Below are 16307 nucleotides of genomic sequence, written 5' to 3'. Positions count from 1 at the left end.
TCTAAAGCATTAATGGATTTTTCTCTTCCTATATCAAAATGAATCACTGTATCCGGAAAAATTCCTATTCCTCTGATAGGAATCAAAGGAAGTGTTTTATTTTCTATACTGTAATTTTCAATCATACTTTTCTCCTTATGAAAAAGTTGCTCCGCAACTCCGCTATGGGGACCTATGTCCCCCTTCGGCGTTAAAACGCATACGCGTTTTAACTGAGCGCCCCCCTTAACGGCAATGACGTCCCGTCCTTTGCAATCCTCGTTTTAATAATATAGAAAAGAGAGCTTTCCTATATTATTAAAAACTGCCTGCTAGGCAGGCAGTCTTATGAAGCATTTTCTTTACTATCAGATAAAGGCTTTTTAGTTAAAACTAATTTAGGTTCACTTTTATTAATAATTGTGTCTTTAGTAATGACACATTTTTTAATATCATTTCTTGAAGGTATTTCATACATAACATCTGTCATTGTACTTTCGAGTATACCTCTAAGACCTCTAGCTCCTGTATTAATTTCCAACGCTTTATCAGCAATTTCCTCTAAAGCTTCTTTTTCTATTTCTAATTCTACGTTATCCATTTTAAATAATTCTTTGTATTGCTTTACCAAAGCATTTTTCGGTTCAGTCAATATTGAAATCAAAGCACTCTTATCTAATTTATCCAAAGCGACAATATTAGGTAATCTTCCTATAAACTCAGGTATCAATCCAAATTTTAACAAATCTTGTGACTGAACTTGTTTTAAAAGCTTATCTATATCCATTGGAGAATTACCTGTAAGGTCTGCACCAAAGCCGATACTTTTTTTGCCTACTCTCTTTTGTACTATTTTTTCAATTCCGTCAAATGCACCGCCTAGAATAAACAATATGTTAGTAGTGTCAATTTGTATAAATTCCTGATGAGGATGTTTCCTTCCACCTTGCGGAGGAACATTTGCAACAGTTCCCTCAAGTATTTTAAGAAGTGCCTGTTGTACTCCTTCTCCACTTACATCCCTAGTTATTGAAGGATTTTCTGAACGCCGCGAAATTTTATCAATTTCATCGATATAAATTATACCCTTCTCTGCTTTCTCCACTTCAAAATCAGCTGCCTGTAAAAGTTTCAGCAATATGTTTTCAACATCTTCCCCAACATATCCTGCTTCTGTCAATGATGTAGCATCTGCAATAGCGAATGGAACATTCAACAATTTTGCAAGTGTCTGGGCTAAATATGTTTTTCCGCTTCCGGTAGGTCCTAATAAAAGTATGTTGCTTTTTTGAATGTCTATTCCTGCATCTTTACTTTTATAGTTTATTCTTTTATAATGATTGTAAACAGCTACAGCAAGTGCTTTTTTTGCTTGGTCCTGCTGAATTACATATTCGTCAAGTTTTTCTTTTATTTCCTTTGGTTTTGGAAGTTCAACAAAATCATATTCTTCAAATAGGTCTACATCTTCATATACAATATTGTGACATAATTCTATACATTCGTCACATATATAAACATCTGGACCTGCAATGAGCCTTCTTACCTGCTCCTGCGTTTTTCCACAAAACGAGCATTTGATTTGCTTTTCATTTACTTTGCTCATTAAAACACTCCTTACTTTCTTTTGGCTATAATGTCATCTATTATGCCATATGCTCTCGCTTCCTCCGCTGTCATGAAATTATCTCTGTCTGTATCGTGTTCAACCTTATCCATAGGCTGACCAGTTCTTTCACTGATAATTGTATTCAACGTATCCCTTATTTTAATTATTCTGTCTGCATGTATTTTTATGTCAGACGCTTGGCCTTGCATTCCTCCAAGAGGTTGGTGAATCATAATCTCTGAATTAGGAAGTGCAAATCTTTTACCTTTAGCTCCAGACAATAAGAGAAATGCTCCCATGCTTGCTGCCATTCCAACACATATTGTAGATACATCAGGCTTTATATACTGCATTGTGTCATATATAGCCATACCTGATGTTATAGAACCACCAGGAGAGTTGATATATAATTGTATATCCTTATCTGGATCTTCTGATTCCAAAAATAAAAGTTGTGCAACAATTACGCTCGCAGTTGCATCATTTACTTCATCACTTAATATTATTATTCTGTCTTTTAACAGTCTTGAATATATATCATAAGATCTTTCGCCTCTTCCGGTTTGTTCAATTACATATGGAACTAACGCCATTTTTATTTCCTCCTATATTATATTTCCTATTACTATTATTGTACTTATTTATCTTGATATAATCTTAATTTTTTGTCTTATTCAGAAATTTCTTCAGTTTTTACTTCAACAGGTTCAACAAACACTGCATTTCCAACAAGCATATCTATAACTTTTCTTTTTTGTAATGTTTCTTCAACGTAGCTTGCGCTTGACTCCATCATGCTTTTCTTAAAAGCTTCCATTCTGTCTGCTTCTATTTTATAAGACTGTGCAATTTTCTCGATTTCTGCTGTTAATTCTTCCTCTGAAACTTTAATTTCTTCTTTTTTTATTATAGCTTCTAAAACCAATTCTGCTTTTACATTAAATTCAGCTTGGTTTCTTGCACCTTCTTTATATTGATCAACAAAATTTTTGATTATATCATCATATTCCTTGCCTGAAAAACCTTGTTGACGGAATTGTTGTTCATAATTTCTTCCTAAATATTCAATTTCTCTTTGTATTAACACTTCAGGAATTTCTATTTTTGCATCATTAACAATTTTAGTAATTACATTGTTGTCATTTGCAATTTTCGATGAATCTACAGCTTTTTGCTCTAGAGTTTTTCTTGTATCAGCTTTTAATTCTTCCAAAGAATCAAATTCGCTGACATCTTTTGCAAGTTCATCATCAATTTCAGGAAGCTCTTTTACTTTAATTTCATGAATTGTTACTTTAAACACTGCTTCTTTACCTTTTAAATCTTCTGAATGATAATCTTCAGGGAATGTAACTTTAACTTCAATTTCTTCATCCTTAGATTTTCCTATAAGTTGTTCTTCAAAACCCGGAATGAATGAATTAGAACCAATTTCAAGAGATTGATTTACAGCAGTGCCGCCTTCAAATTGCTCTTCTCCAACAAAACCTGAATAATCAATAGTTAAAAAATCTCCATTTTGTACCGGTCTGTCAGTAACTTCAACAATTCTTGCATTTTTTTCCTGAACAGCTTTTAATTCTTTTTCAACATCTTCATCTGTAACTTTCAATTCAGTTTTTACAACTTCTACTCCTTTATATTCAGGGAGTTCAACCTCTGGCATTACTTCAACGTCTGCTGTAACAATTATTTCTTGTCCTTCTTCAAATTTTTCAATATTTACTTTGGGACTGTCTATTACATCAAGTTTATGTTCTGCAACAGCTTTTGGATATTCTTCTTGAATGGCAAAATCTAAAGCATCATCATAAAAAATGCTCTTGCCATATTTCTTTTCAATAATATGTCTTGGAGCTTTACCCTTTCTAAATCCTTGAACATTAATAGTATTCTTAACTTTTAAGTATGCTTTATTCACAGATTTTTCAAATTCCTCTTGTGATACTGTAAATTCAATTGTAACTATATTATTCTCTTTTTTTAATATTTTTGAAATCATTTTATCCTCCTAGGTTCCTAATTATTTTATGTAAAACAGTCAATATCGTTTCATTTTAACGAATCTCATAATTAACCATTATATTATACCACAAAACATTATAAAAGCAATATTTTATTACTGTTTCTTATATTATTTAGTGTTTTTATAATCATACACACAGCATTTCATGACAAAATTCTGCCCATTTACGAAAAATTTTGTCTTATTTTTTGCAAAAACCATACCAGCCTTTTTCATAACTTTTCCAGATGCTTCATTTCTAACATCATGCATTGCTCGCACTGTTTTAAATCCAACATCATCAACTAAAAATTTCAGAACACGTATTAAAACTTCTGTTGCAATACCTTGGTTCCATCTTTTTTTAGTAACAGTATAACCTATTTCACAGTATTTTTTTATATTTTTGACATTAGATACAGAAATGGATCCAATTACTTCATCATCTTGATTATCTACAACAGCCCAATGATAATAATTATTATTTTTATAGCAGTCAATCCATTCAGATACATACTCTTCAGTAACTTTTACGCTTGAATGAACACTACACGCATTATACTTTGCTGAATCACTATCGCTTGCCCAATTGCAAAAAACTTCGTTCGCATCATCAATTTTGAATTTTCTTAACACAAACCTATCAGTAAGTAATGTTACAGTACCCTTGTGTTTTAAAATATCCTCACGTTTATATATTTGCATTGCTAATTCTCCCCATTGCTCTTACGATTATTATACATTCCCACAATATGATTGCATAGTATTATTTTTTTAAACCGTAATATATTTCATTGTACATTAGAATATAAAATTGTATAATAATATATCGCAAAAAAACATTTAGAAGGAGGAATTACATGGAAAACATTATAAAAGACAATTATAGCAATGATGTAAAAAACAATACGGAAAAAAAAGATAAAAAATTCATACCAACAATTGAATCCGTGCTTAAAAAGAAACCAATTCAAATGCCAAAGGAAATTTATGATGCCAGCGGTATAAACATATTCGGTAAAAGAATTAAATCTTTAATATTTTCCACTGATTTAGCTATTATTAAAAATCACAATGCCGACGGCGTTATTGCCGTGTATCCTTTTACACCTCAAATAGCTGTCAATCAAGCAATCATTGAATTGTCTTCAGCACCGGTGTTTGTAGGTGTAGGCGGTGGTATCACAACAGGGCAGAGATCTTTGGATATTGCCATAAATGCAGAGTTAACAGGTGCATATGGTGTAGTAATGAATGCTCCAACTTCAAATGAACTTATTTCAGAAATGAAAAAAAGGCTTGATATTCCAATAATAATTACTATTGTATCCGAGAAAGAAGATTTTGAGTCCAGGATTAAAGCAGGGGCTGCAATATTTAATGTTTCAGGCGGAGCTAGTACAGCAGATATAGTAAAAATAATTCGTGAAAAACATCCCAATTTTCCAATAATAGCAACAGGCGGCCCCAGACCAGAAAATATTTACAATACAATTCAAGCTGGCGCAAATGCAATCACATTCACACCACCAACCACAGGTGAACTTTTCTCAGAAATTATGGACAATTACAGAGAAAAATTATTTTAAAGAATAAAAACATACGTGATTTTTACGTATGTCTTTTATTTGATTATTCCATATTTTTAAGAACTTCTCTGTTTTGTTCGATAATATTATTTATTTCATTTATTTTTCCCTGTAGCTTGGACAATATTTCATCACTGTAATTGTACGCGCCTATTTTCATGTCATTAGCTTTTCTTTCAGCATCTTGCAATATTTGATTTGCATATTTCTGAGCCTGCTTGGTTATCTCATTGTCTTCAATAAGATATTTTTGCTGATCCTGCACTTTTTCAATCAGTTCATCCGCTTCTGTCTGTGCTTCATTTAAAATGCGCTGACGTTCTTTCGCTACCCATGATGCCCTATTTATTTCATCAGGCAATTTTAATCTGATTTCATTAATCACATCCAGCATTTCATCTTTATCTATCATAACCTTGTTTGATAAAGGAAACTTTGATGCTTCTTCAACAATATCTTCTATTCTTTCTAACAAATTTAAAATCTCCATATTTACCTCCCTAGTTTTTTTAGTAGTAATTCTGCAACATTTTCTGGTACAAGTTCTTTAAACTTTTCATCATACATAGCAATTTCTTTGACACCGCTTGAACTTACAAAAGAATATTCCGGCGATGCAACCATAAAAAATGTTTCTAAGTTTTCATTTAGAAACTTATTATAAGCTGACATGCCAAGTTCGTATTCATAATCAGACAATGCTCTAAGCCCTCTTATGATAATTCTTATATCATTTTTTTTGCAATAGTTTGCTACCATTTCGCTAGACGAGTCTACTGTTACATTTTTTAAATGCTTTACTGCACCCTTTACAAGTTCAACTCGTTCTTCACATGTAAACATGTATTTTTTTGAGGTATTGTTAAAAACTGTCACTAAAACATCATCAAACAATTCAGAACATCTTTTTATCAAATCAAAATGACCACATGTAATGGGATCAAAGCTACCTGCATATAAAACTCTCATTTTAGTCCTCCGCTAACTTCATAATACTTATTCTAGTTCTACCATATATTTTTTCTTTGTATTTTATAACATTTATATCAATGCTTTCGAACACCGTTTCCGACTTATCGCTTTCAATGATAAGCATTCCACCAGGCTTCAAAATTTTATTTTCAAATATGCTTTTTACTATTTTTATACAACATTTCAAGTCATAAGGAGGATCTGCAAAAATATAATCAAATTTTTCATTATTTTTATAAAAATTAATAATTGCTTTTTCGTAATCACTTAATATAATTTTTGATTTATCTTGAAAATTGCATAATTCGAGATTCTTTTTAACATAACTTAAACTTTTATGAGATGCATCCACAAAACAACAAAATTCTGCACCTCTTGCCAAAAACTCTATGCCTACATTTCCAGAACCTGCAAATAAATCTAAAACTCTGGAATCTTCATTAATATATCCAATAATATTAAATAAAGATTCTTTAATTTTATCGCTTGTAGGTCTGACGGACATTCCCTCAGGAGCATAAAGCTTCTTACCTTTATTTGTTCCGGATATTATTCTCATTTCAAACTCTTCCTAACCATGAACAATCAATTGAATACAATGTTTTCGTCTTTAAACAAGTTCATTATTTGTTCTTTTAAATTCCTATAATCATCACCGTCAAGGTATGGATTTTCTTTCAGCATGTTTTTTGATAATACTTGAACAATTTGAACAACTTCAACATCATTAATTATATTTTGAATTTCATATTTTGACAAGCCATGCTGCTTTGTTCCAAAGAAATCGCCAGGACCCCTCATTTTTAAATCTTCTTCAGCAATTAAAAAACCATTGCTGCATTTTTTTAAAATATTCATTCTATCAACCGATTTTCTAGATCTGCTTCCATTCACCAAAATACAATAAGACTGAAATTTTCCTCTTCCAACCCTTCCTCTTAATTGATGAAGCTGCGCAAGTCCAAAACGTTCCGCATTTAAAACAAGCATAATGACAGAATTAGGAACGTTTACTCCAACCTCTATTACTGTAGTTGAAACAAGCACGTTTATCTTACCGGCATAAAATTCATTTATAATGGTTTCTTTTTCTGCATTATTCATTTTGCCGTGCAATAGCCCCAGTTTATATTTAGAAAAATATGAACTTTTAAGTTCATTATATATATCCGTAGCAGAATCAAGTTCTAAGTTCTCTGACTCTTCAACTAAAGGTGCAACTATGTACGCTTGACGTCCATTGTTTATCTGACTTACAATAAATTCATAGGCTTTTCTTTTATCGCTTTCCTTAAAAACACTTGTTATAACTTCTTGCCTTCCAAGAGGCATTTCATCAATAACGGATATGTCCAAATCTCCATAAAGCATAAGCGCCAGTGTTCTTGGTATTGGTGTTGCTGTCATTACAAGAATATCAGGATTATTTCCCTTGTTTGAAAGCATAGCCCTTTGTCTTACTCCAAAGCGATGCTGTTCATCAGTTATAACAAGTCCGATATTTTTAAACTCCACACCCTTTTCAATGAGAGCGTGTGTACCGATTATTATATCAACTTCACCGGATTTAAGTTTGCTCAAAATTTCAGCCTTTACTTTTGCTTTTGTTGAGCCTGAGATAAATACGACATTAACCTGTATATGAGCTCTCTCCAAATACTCTAGTATCGTATCATAATGCTGCCTGGCTAAAATTTCAGTAGGTGCCATCATTGATGCCTGAAATCCTGAATTGACCGCTGCAAGCAAAGCATAAATTGCAACCACGGTCTTGCCTGAACCTACATCCCCCTGCACTAATCTGTTCATTGGTTTAGTAATACTCATATCTTCTTTTATTTCTTTGATTACTCTCAGCTGTGCATTAGTCAGCTTATAAGGTATCGAATCAATTAGTTTGTCAGACAGCTGTGTATTTTTAATTTCATTACCTGTACAATCATTTCTAAGATTGTTTTTAATTGACAAAAAACCAATATTCATTATTAAAAGTTTTTCAAATGCCATTGTTTTTTTCCCTAATGAATATTTTTTGCCATTCTCGGGAAAATGAAGACTTTTAATTGCACATTTTCTTGGAAGCAGTTTATTCTGAACCTTTAATTCTTTAGGAATAACATTTTCGATTTTATCATAATAAATATCTAATGCAGTCCTTGTTAATTTTGTCAATTCATTGTTGGTAATACCATATGTCAAGCCATATATCGGCATGATTCTATTTGCTTTCCAGTCTTTATTGCAAAATTCAATTTCAGGATTTACTATTTCAATTTTACCAAGTGAATTCTTTACACTACCAAACACATAATAGAATTCTCCCTCAATAAATTTTTCCATCAAAAAATCCTGATTAAAAAAAGTAAGAGTAATAAAGCCTGTGTCATCCACACAAATTGCCTTTATTATGGACATATTTTTCTTAACCCTGGTTTTTTTAGGCTTTTCAAAAAGTTTGACCTTTAACAAAATTTTTCTGTTATCCGAATTGTCTTTGATGTCATTAATATTTTTAACAGTTCTTCTGTCTTCGTATTTTATTGGGAAATAATTTAACAAATCTTCAACAGTATATATGTTTAATTTTTGCAGTCTTGCTGCTTTATTAGGTCCAACTCCCTTTAAAAATTGTATGTCGATATCAAGCATTTAACGCTCCATTAGTATTATTATTCTACTGAAATTATATAGTAATAAAGAGGCTGACCACCGAATATTATTTCAACATCGCATTCTTCTGCTATTTCTTCTATTCTTGTTTTCATGCTTTCAGCAGTTTTTTTCTCAACTTTATCACCATAGAACAAAGTAATAAGAAAACTGTCTTCATCAACCATTTTCTTGATGAGTTCTATAGCTTCATCTTCAGCATTGTTTCCATGAGATACAATATTACCATCGCTTAAAGCAATAATTTCGTCTTTTTTTATTTCCATATCATTAAATATAGTATCCCTTACTGCATATGTAACTTGACCGGTTTTTACTTCTTTTACCGCCTCAGTCATAATTTTTATATTTTCTTCAGCATCATTTTCTTCTTTAAATGCAAGCAAAGCTGTAATTCCCTGTGGTATACTTTTGCTTGGTACAACATAAATATTTTTTTCTGATAATTCTTTTGCTTGTGTTGCAGCAAGGATAATATTGCTGTTGTTAGGTAAAACAATTATATTATCAGCATTTATATTTTTAGTTGCTTCTAATATATCTTCCGTACTTGGATTCATTGTTTGCCCACCGGATAAAAAAATATCAACATTTAAATCCATAAACACTTTTTGAATTCCAGCACCCATTCCTATTGAAACAAATCCGTATTTTTTCTTTTCTTGGCTTTTTTTATGAGAATTCTTAACTCTTTCCCTGAATTGTTCCTTCATGTTTTCTATTTTTATTTTAGACAATTCACCGTATTTAACTGCAATAGCCAATATTTGACCAGGGTTGTTTGTATGTATATGTGTTTTTATTAATTTTTCATTACCAACACATACTATTGAATCGCCCTTGTCATATATTTTACTTAAAAAATCTTCTGAACTCTTTATCGGATTATTTATAAAAAATTCCGTACAATATGCAAATATAATTTCATCTTCGCTGGTGAATTCTTCAAGTTCCAATTGAGTTTCAACTATTTTCTCTTCTTTTTTCTCTTGTTTTATTTCAATTCCTTTTAAAGATGCCAATGCACCTTCTAGAAGAAATACTAAACCTTTACCACCTGCATCTACAACATCTGCTTGTTTTAAAACTTTGAGCATTTCCGGAGTACGTCTCAACGTATCTTTTGCCTGCTCAATTAAGTTTTCTAAAAACACTGCTGTATCTTCATACTCTGTATATGTCGCCATTGCTTTTTCAGCAGTTTCTCTGGCAACCGTGAGTATTGTTCCTTCAACTGGTCGCATTACTGCTTTATACGCTGTATCTGAAGCAGCTTTAAATGATTCTGCAATTATTTTACAATCAATTCTATTTGATCCGTTAAGTCCTTTTGCGACACCTCTGAACAGCTGTGATAATATTACTCCCGAGTTTCCTCTTGCTCCCATTAAAGAGCCATTAGCAGCGGCTTCAGCAATGTGTGCAATAGTGCTGTCTGACAAGTTGCTTATTTCCTTTATTGCTGACTGTACAGTAAGATTCATGTTTGTGCCTGTATCTCCGTCGGGAACAGGAAATACGTTTAAGGAATCCACTATAGCTTTGTTATTTTCAAGATTTGCAGCAGCCCCTAAAAGCATTTTTTTAAACGTAATATTATCAATATATTCTATATTCATTTTAACCTCCTCGTTATTTTTGTACTCTGACACCTTGCACAAAAATATTCACATTATCTACGTTAACTCCTGAAAAGTTTTCTACGCTGTATTTAATCCTGGAAATTATATTTTCCGCTACAACAGAAATTTTAACTCCGTATTGCAGTACTATATATAAATCAATGTTAATTTTATCTTCTATTGCAGTAATTTTTATTCCTTTAGTAAGCTGTTCTCTTTTCAGTAATTCAAAAATACCTTCAGTTGCATTTCTAAAAGCCATTCCTACTACACCGTAACATTCCATAGCAGCCAATCCGGCAAGAGTAGCAAACACTTGATCATCTATGGTAATATTTCCATTTTCGTTAAACATTTTAATTGACATATACAACCTCCTATGTTTTAATTTCCAAATATTATTTATTAAACAAACATATTATACCCTTTCTATCAAAAATTTACAAACAAAATATGACTGACTGGTAGTCAGTATTAAAATTTTTCAAAATAAAAAATACATTTTTATTATACTAATTAAAATTTGATATTGCAATATTTATATTTTAATGGTAGAATTATAGAGTTAAAATTATTAAACAGTTATTTTGTGCTGTTTAAGCAAATCGAAATATAAAACTTAATGTTTTAGATAAATAGGAGGTGTAGCATGGCTAAGTTTTGTGAGATATGTGGAAAAGGATCTATATCAGGCAACAGTATAACACATTCTGATAGAAAAATAAGAAGAACATGGAAACCAAACGTAAGAAGAATTACAGTTTTGGAAAACGGAGTTCCTTCTAAAAAATTTGTTTGTACAAGATGTATGAGATCAGGTAAAGTACAACGTGCTATATAAGACAATAATAAATAGTGGCTTACGCCATTATTTTTATTTTTTGATTTATTTACAACAATCTAAAAAGTGTGCTGCCTAGTATTATGAGCAACATTCCTAAAATAAACATCCAAATTTTAACCGGCAAAATTTGAACAACTATAATTGCTCCGATTACTGCCAGCATAATACCTAATATTTCTGTAAATTTAAAATGTTTGTTTATCGGATTACATTTATTTTTATGTTTAAAATAATTCATATTACCCTCCTAAATAATTGATTTATTGATGGATTAATACAGATTTAGTTATTGACAACAATTTTAAAATATCTATTTAGTGTAATAATTACAACTATTCCATTAATACATTCTATTCATGAGTATTAAAAAAGATACGAGAAATTTTATTTCATCGTATCTTTTTTATCTTTTTATTTATTATTCTAAAATTCTGCGTTTTTAGGTGTTCTTGGGAATGGTATAACATCTCTGATGTTGCCCATGCCTGTTAGATACATGATAAGTCTTTCAAATCCAAGTCCGTAACCGGCATGTTTAACTCCACCGTATTTTCTTAATTCTAAATACCACCACATGTCTTCTTTGCCTACGCCCATTTCACCCATACGTTTTTCTAAAAGATCCAGTCTTTCTTCTCTTTGGCTTCCGCCTATAAGCTCACCAATTCCAGGTACAAGAAGATCCATTGCAGCAACAGTTTTATTATCTTCATTCATACGCATATAAAATGCTTTTATTTCCTTTGGATAGTTAATTACAAACACTGGTTTTTTAAATATCTGTTCAGATAAATATCTTTCATGTTCTGTTTGTATGTCTGTTCCCCAATGTACAGGGTAATCAAATTTATCATTGTTTTTCATTAATATATCAATAGCATCAGTATATGAAATTCTTCCAAATTCTGAACTTATAACATTATCAAGTTTTGCAAAAAGATCTTTTTCAACAAAACTGTTGAAAAATTCCATTTCTTCCTTTTCATTTTCTAAAACATAGCTAACTACATATTTAACCATATCTTCAGCAAGCTGCATGTTATCATTAATATCTGCAAAAGCAATCTCTGGTTCAATCATCCAGAATTCAGCCGCATGCCTTGTTGTATTTGAATTTTCTGCTCTGAATGTAGGTCCAAATGTATATGTCTTTTTATATGCAAGCGCAAAAATCTCTGCTTCTAACTGACCGCTTACTGTAAGATTTGCAGATTTTCCAAAGAAATCTTTCGAATAATCAGTTTTTCCACCTGTTTTTTCTATGTTGTCAAGATCAAGTGCAGTTACTCTGAACATTTCTCCTGCACCTTCAGCATCACTTGCTGTTATTATAGGAGGATGAGCATATACAAAACTTCTTTCATTAAAAAACTTATGTATTGTAAAAGCTGCCAATGACCTTACTCTAAATACCGCTGAAAAAGTGTTTGTTCTTGGCCTTAAGTGAGCTATTGTTCTAAGATATTCAAGTGAATGTCTTTTTTTCTGAAGAGGATAACTTGAATCGGATTCAGCTTCCATTGCAATTTCAACAGCATTTATTTCAAACAACTGTTTTGCTTCCGGTGTCATTATCAATATTCCTTTAACTGTTATTGCACTGCCAGTTGAAAATTTCTTTACTTCTTCAAAATTGCTTAAATTATTTTCAAAAACTACCTGAACATTTTTCATAAAAGTTCCGTCGTTCAATTCTATAAAGCCAAAATTTTTAGAATCTCTAATAGTCCTTATCCAACCTTCCACCAACACTTCTTTTTCATAATATTTTTCCGGAGATTTGAATAAATCTCTCAAATCTATTGATTTCATGAATCCTCCTAATATGATTGATTTCTTTAGTTTATTTGTTATCAATGACATGCATGATTAATTAATCTTTTGAAACAAATAATAATGCAATACCTTTGTTAAGCAATATTCTACCTCTATCCTTGATAATCTCATTGCTTATACAAAGAGTAGAACCTCTTTTAACAATAACATTATCTAATGGATATTTAAATCCTTCAAGCGTAAGACCGCTTATTAAATACGTAACAGGCACTATTGATATGAAATAATTTTCTTTATGGTTTAAATACAAATCAGTATTATCTGATATAATTTGTATTTTATTATTATTGTCAATTATTTCAATGTTAACTCCAAGATTGAAATACTTTTCAAGAAGCATAATATTTGCAATTGAATGATCAAGTCTTGGACCACCTGTGGCACCAACTAAAATTATATTATTATAGCCCAGTTTTAAAGCAAATTCAATTGACAGTTCCATATCAGTATAATCTTTTTCTGTAGGAAACTTTTCTATTTCTACATTCATTGATCGATATTTTTCAAGAACACTAGGTTCTACAGAATCAAAATCTCCAAGAATTATATTTGGAACAACGCCTAAACGTTCTGCTTTTCCAAGGCCACCATCTGCACAAATTACACAGTCGAAATGCATATTTTTAATGAGACTTTTATCAACATCATCACCGTTAGCTATTATTAATGCTATCATTATTTTTGCTCCATAATATTTTTAAACTTCCTTGTTTCTTGAACAACATCTTTAGCCTTGTAAATTGCTGACCCAGCTACAACAACATTTGCTCCCCATCTTAACACTTCCTGTAAATTGTCTGTTGTAACGCCGCCGTCAATTTCTATATCAACATTTAAATCGTAATCATTTATCATTTCTTTTAATTCTTCAAATTTGTATTTAACATTTTTAATAAGACTTTGTCCGCCAAATCCAGGATTAACGCTCATTATAAGCACCATGTCCACGTCTCTTATTATATCTTTTAAAATGCTTACTGGAGTAGCAGGATTTATAGAAACACCTGCCTTCAGTCCAAATGATTTGATTTTTTGAATTGTACTGTGAAGATGCACACACGCTTCTTGATGAACAGTTATTATATCGGCTCCCGCATTATAAAAATCCTCTATAAAATCCTCCGGATTTTCAATCATTAAATGAACATCAAAAGTAAGTTCAGTTACTTTTCTTATACATTTAACTACGTCAGGTCCTATTGTAATATTTGGAACAAAATGTCCATCCATTACATCTATGTGAATATAATCCGCTCCCCCTTCTTCAACTAATTTTATATCACGCTCAAGGTTTGAAAAATCGGCAGATAATATAGACGGTGCTAATTTATGCGTTAATTTATTCATTTTTCCTCCTTAAAATATACTAATATATTTTAGTTTTTCTAATTTGTTCTAATAGTCTTACGTAATTCAAGTATCTTGTTTCACTTATTAAACCAGTTTCCACTGCTTTCTTAACACCACAGTCCGGTTCCTTGTAATGAAGACAGTCATCAAATCTGCAGCTTGAATCTAATTTCTTTATCTCAGGATAATATTCTTTAAGTTCATATTCATTGATACCTTCTAACTCAAAAGAACTAAATCCCGGTGTATCAACAACATAGCCTCCAAAGCTCAGCTTATATATTTCTGCATGGCGAGTCGTATGTTTTCCTCTTTTTAATTTATCGCTTATTTCACCGGTTTTCAATTGAAAATCCGGCTGAACAGCATTCATTACAGAAGATTTTCCAACACCCGATGGTCCGGAAAAAACACTTAGCTTATCTTTCAATACATCTTTAAGTATTTCAATGGACCTTGGATCATTTTTGCTTGTGAAAATAATTTTATAATCAGTATTTTTAAAAATATCATTTATTTCATTTTTCCTATTCTCATCTGCCAAATCAGATTTATTGAAACAAATAACCGGCTTTAAATTGTTAACTTCAGCCGCTATCAAAAGTTTATCAAGAAGCAAAAAACTTGGTTCCGGATTAGTTACAGCGAAAAATATTAAAAGCTGTTCAACATTGGCAACCGGTGGTCTTTTAATTTCATTATATCTTTCATTTATCTCTTCAATATAGCCAGAATGTTCATCTTCTTCAGTAAGTCTTATTAAAACCCTGTCTCCGACTAATGGCTTTATATTTTTAAGCCTAAACAAACCTCTTGCTCTGCATTCTATTATTTCGTTGCCTATATCAACATAATAATTTCCGCCTACACCCCTAATAATGATACCTTTAATCATATATGCTCCTATTCAAAAGTTATTTCAGCTCTATCATACAATTCATTATCTATATAAATTTCAAATACTTGTTTTCCTGTCCCTTTAATATTGATGATAATGCTCTGTTCTGATGTGCTCACTTCTTGTGAATATACAATTTCTCTTCCTTCATCTGTAATTTTCTGAACAACTACAGCAACTTTATCCTTATTTGATGGAAGTGCTATGGTAAGCGGATAAGCTCCGATTTCCACAGGTGTTTCTATTCCTGGTTCTTCTACTGGATTTTCAGGTTCTACTGATGGTTTTCCCGAACTTACAGTCATCCAGATTGATGTTCCTTGTTCAACTTCTTGCCCCGCTATAACGCTTTGCCTCATAACAAGTCCTGCTTCAATTTCTTCGCTTGTTTCTTCAGTTATTTCTCCAACTTCAAGATTATTTTGTAATATTAGAAGTTTTGCAGTTTCTAACTCAAGGCCGGCTAAGTTAGGCATAGTCGCATATTTAATTTTAGGTCCGGTACTCACAACATAATCAACTTTATCATCCATTTCAGCAGGTGTATTCGCAGAAGGATACTGATTAATAATTTGACCTGCTGCATAAGTATCTGAATTTTCCTCTGTTACGCGTCCTTCGTCAAGTCCTGAATCTGCAAGAATAATTCCTGCTTCAATTGCATATTTCCCAACTAAATTAGGAACAACAATTTCCTTCATACCCTTGCTTACAACAACTTTTACAGGATAGTTTTCCTTAAGCTTTGTACCTTCCTCAACACTTTGTTCAATAACTTCACCTTCATCATACTCACTGCTGAATTTCCTATCCGAAACTTCAAACAACAATCCTAAGTCTTTAACAATTTTTTGAGCTTCTTCTTCACTTCTGCCTATTAAATTAGGAACCTCAACTTCAGGAACATACATAAATGCTTTAAAAGCAACTATA

Annotated in this window: 18 protein-coding genes; 2 read left to right on the top strand and 16 right to left on the bottom strand. The window is 31.6% G+C overall.

The window, feature by feature from the left end:
* Positions 1 to 325: 325 nt before the first annotated feature.
* The 4 genes from clpX to SA378_RS02870 form a co-directional block, all read right to left on the bottom strand.
* On the bottom strand, positions 326 to 1585 hold the full coding sequence (gene clpX / locus SA378_RS02885) for an ATP-dependent protease ATP-binding subunit ClpX (protein ID WP_318524488.1): 1260 nt from the start codon (positions 1583 to 1585) through the stop codon (positions 326 to 328).
* Between the two features lie 11 nt (positions 1586 to 1596).
* Positions 1597 to 2181, bottom strand: a complete 585-nt coding sequence (gene clpP, locus SA378_RS02880) for an ATP-dependent Clp endopeptidase proteolytic subunit ClpP (protein WP_318524487.1) — start codon at positions 2179 to 2181, stop codon at positions 1597 to 1599.
* Between the two features lie 77 nt (positions 2182 to 2258).
* Positions 2259 to 3590 carry a trigger factor gene (gene tig / locus SA378_RS02875; protein WP_318524486.1) on the bottom strand — a complete coding sequence of 444 codons (1332 nt, stop codon included), beginning with the start codon at positions 3588 to 3590 and terminating at the stop codon, positions 2259 to 2261.
* Between the two features lie 132 nt (positions 3591 to 3722).
* Positions 3723 to 4298, bottom strand: coding sequence for a GNAT family N-acetyltransferase (locus tag SA378_RS02870; protein WP_318524485.1), 576 nt, complete (start codon positions 4296 to 4298; stop codon positions 3723 to 3725).
* A 155-nt stretch (positions 4299 to 4453) separates the two neighbouring features.
* Here SA378_RS02870 and SA378_RS02865 point away from each other — a divergent pair, with 155 nt between their 5' ends.
* Positions 4454 to 5182 (top strand): hydrolase, encoded by a 729-nt coding sequence (locus SA378_RS02865; protein ID WP_318524484.1) that lies wholly within the window; start codon positions 4454 to 4456, stop codon positions 5180 to 5182.
* Positions 5183 to 5225: 43 nt separating this feature from the next.
* Here the strand turns inward: SA378_RS02865 and SA378_RS02860 are convergent, their stop codons facing one another.
* Genes SA378_RS02860 through SA378_RS02835 form a run of 6 tightly spaced genes read right to left on the bottom strand, consistent with a single transcriptional unit; the run spans position 5226 to position 10813 of the window.
* Entirely contained in the window at positions 5226 to 5672 is a 447-nt protein-coding gene (locus SA378_RS02860; protein WP_318524483.1) for an ATPase, read from the bottom strand.
* 2 nt (positions 5673 to 5674) lie between these two features.
* A complete protein-coding gene (gene coaD / locus SA378_RS02855; RefSeq protein WP_318524482.1) occupies positions 5675 to 6151 on the bottom strand; it encodes a pantetheine-phosphate adenylyltransferase in 477 nt (158 codons plus the stop codon).
* A 1-nt stretch (position 6152) separates the two neighbouring features.
* Complete coding sequence (gene rsmD, locus SA378_RS02850; protein ID WP_318524481.1) at positions 6153 to 6713, bottom strand: 16S rRNA (guanine(966)-N(2))-methyltransferase RsmD; 561 nt, start codon at positions 6711 to 6713, stop codon at positions 6153 to 6155.
* Between the two features lie 26 nt (positions 6714 to 6739).
* Positions 6740 to 8803 (bottom strand): ATP-dependent DNA helicase RecG, encoded by a 2064-nt coding sequence (gene recG / locus SA378_RS02845; RefSeq protein ID WP_318524480.1) that lies wholly within the window; start codon positions 8801 to 8803, stop codon positions 6740 to 6742.
* A gap of 20 nt (positions 8804 to 8823) precedes the next feature.
* The gene (locus SA378_RS02840) at positions 8824 to 10443 is read right to left on the bottom strand and encodes a DAK2 domain-containing protein (protein WP_318524479.1); all 1620 of its coding nucleotides are present in this window, start codon (positions 10441 to 10443) and stop codon (positions 8824 to 8826) included.
* A gap of 13 nt (positions 10444 to 10456) precedes the next feature.
* Entirely contained in the window at positions 10457 to 10813 is a 357-nt protein-coding gene (locus tag SA378_RS02835) for an Asp23/Gls24 family envelope stress response protein (RefSeq protein ID WP_318524478.1), read from the bottom strand.
* Between the two features lie 282 nt (positions 10814 to 11095).
* Here SA378_RS02835 and rpmB point away from each other — a divergent pair, with 282 nt between their 5' ends.
* On the top strand, positions 11096 to 11287 hold the full coding sequence (gene rpmB, locus SA378_RS02830; RefSeq protein WP_318524477.1) for a 50S ribosomal protein L28: 192 nt from the start codon (positions 11096 to 11098) through the stop codon (positions 11285 to 11287).
* Positions 11288 to 11336: 49 nt separating this feature from the next.
* On the opposite strand, the gene SA378_RS02825 is transcribed toward rpmB, so the two are convergent.
* From SA378_RS02825 to SA378_RS02800, 6 genes are all read right to left on the bottom strand, one after another.
* The gene (locus SA378_RS02825; protein WP_318524476.1) at positions 11337 to 11528 is read right to left on the bottom strand and encodes a hypothetical protein; all 192 of its coding nucleotides are present in this window, start codon (positions 11526 to 11528) and stop codon (positions 11337 to 11339) included.
* 185 nt (positions 11529 to 11713) lie between these two features.
* A complete protein-coding gene (gene asnS, locus SA378_RS02820; protein WP_318524475.1) occupies positions 11714 to 13102 on the bottom strand; it encodes an asparagine--tRNA ligase in 1389 nt (462 codons plus the stop codon).
* A 61-nt stretch (positions 13103 to 13163) separates the two neighbouring features.
* Positions 13164 to 13802 (bottom strand): thiamine diphosphokinase, encoded by a 639-nt coding sequence (locus SA378_RS02815; protein ID WP_318524474.1) that lies wholly within the window; start codon positions 13800 to 13802, stop codon positions 13164 to 13166.
* A complete protein-coding gene (gene rpe / locus SA378_RS02810; protein WP_318524473.1) occupies positions 13802 to 14473 on the bottom strand; it encodes a ribulose-phosphate 3-epimerase in 672 nt (223 codons plus the stop codon). Before rpe ends, SA378_RS02815 begins: the two co-directional genes overlap by 1 nt.
* Positions 14474 to 14492: 19 nt before the next feature.
* Positions 14493 to 15371 carry a ribosome small subunit-dependent GTPase A gene (rsgA, locus tag SA378_RS02805; protein ID WP_318524472.1) on the bottom strand — a complete coding sequence of 293 codons (879 nt, stop codon included), beginning with the start codon at positions 15369 to 15371 and terminating at the stop codon, positions 14493 to 14495.
* Positions 15372 to 15379: 8 nt separating this feature from the next.
* Positions 15380 to 16307, bottom strand: a 928-nt coding sequence (locus SA378_RS02800) for a PASTA domain-containing protein (RefSeq protein ID WP_318524471.1), incomplete at its 5' end; no start/stop codon positions are given.

Origin of the sequence: Sedimentibacter sp., assembly GCF_033447055.1 — a bacterium.
In the GTDB taxonomy this organism is placed as follows: Bacteria; Bacillota; Clostridia; order Tissierellales; family Sedimentibacteraceae; genus Sedimentibacter.
This window is presented reverse-complemented; position numbering and strand designations above follow the sequence as displayed.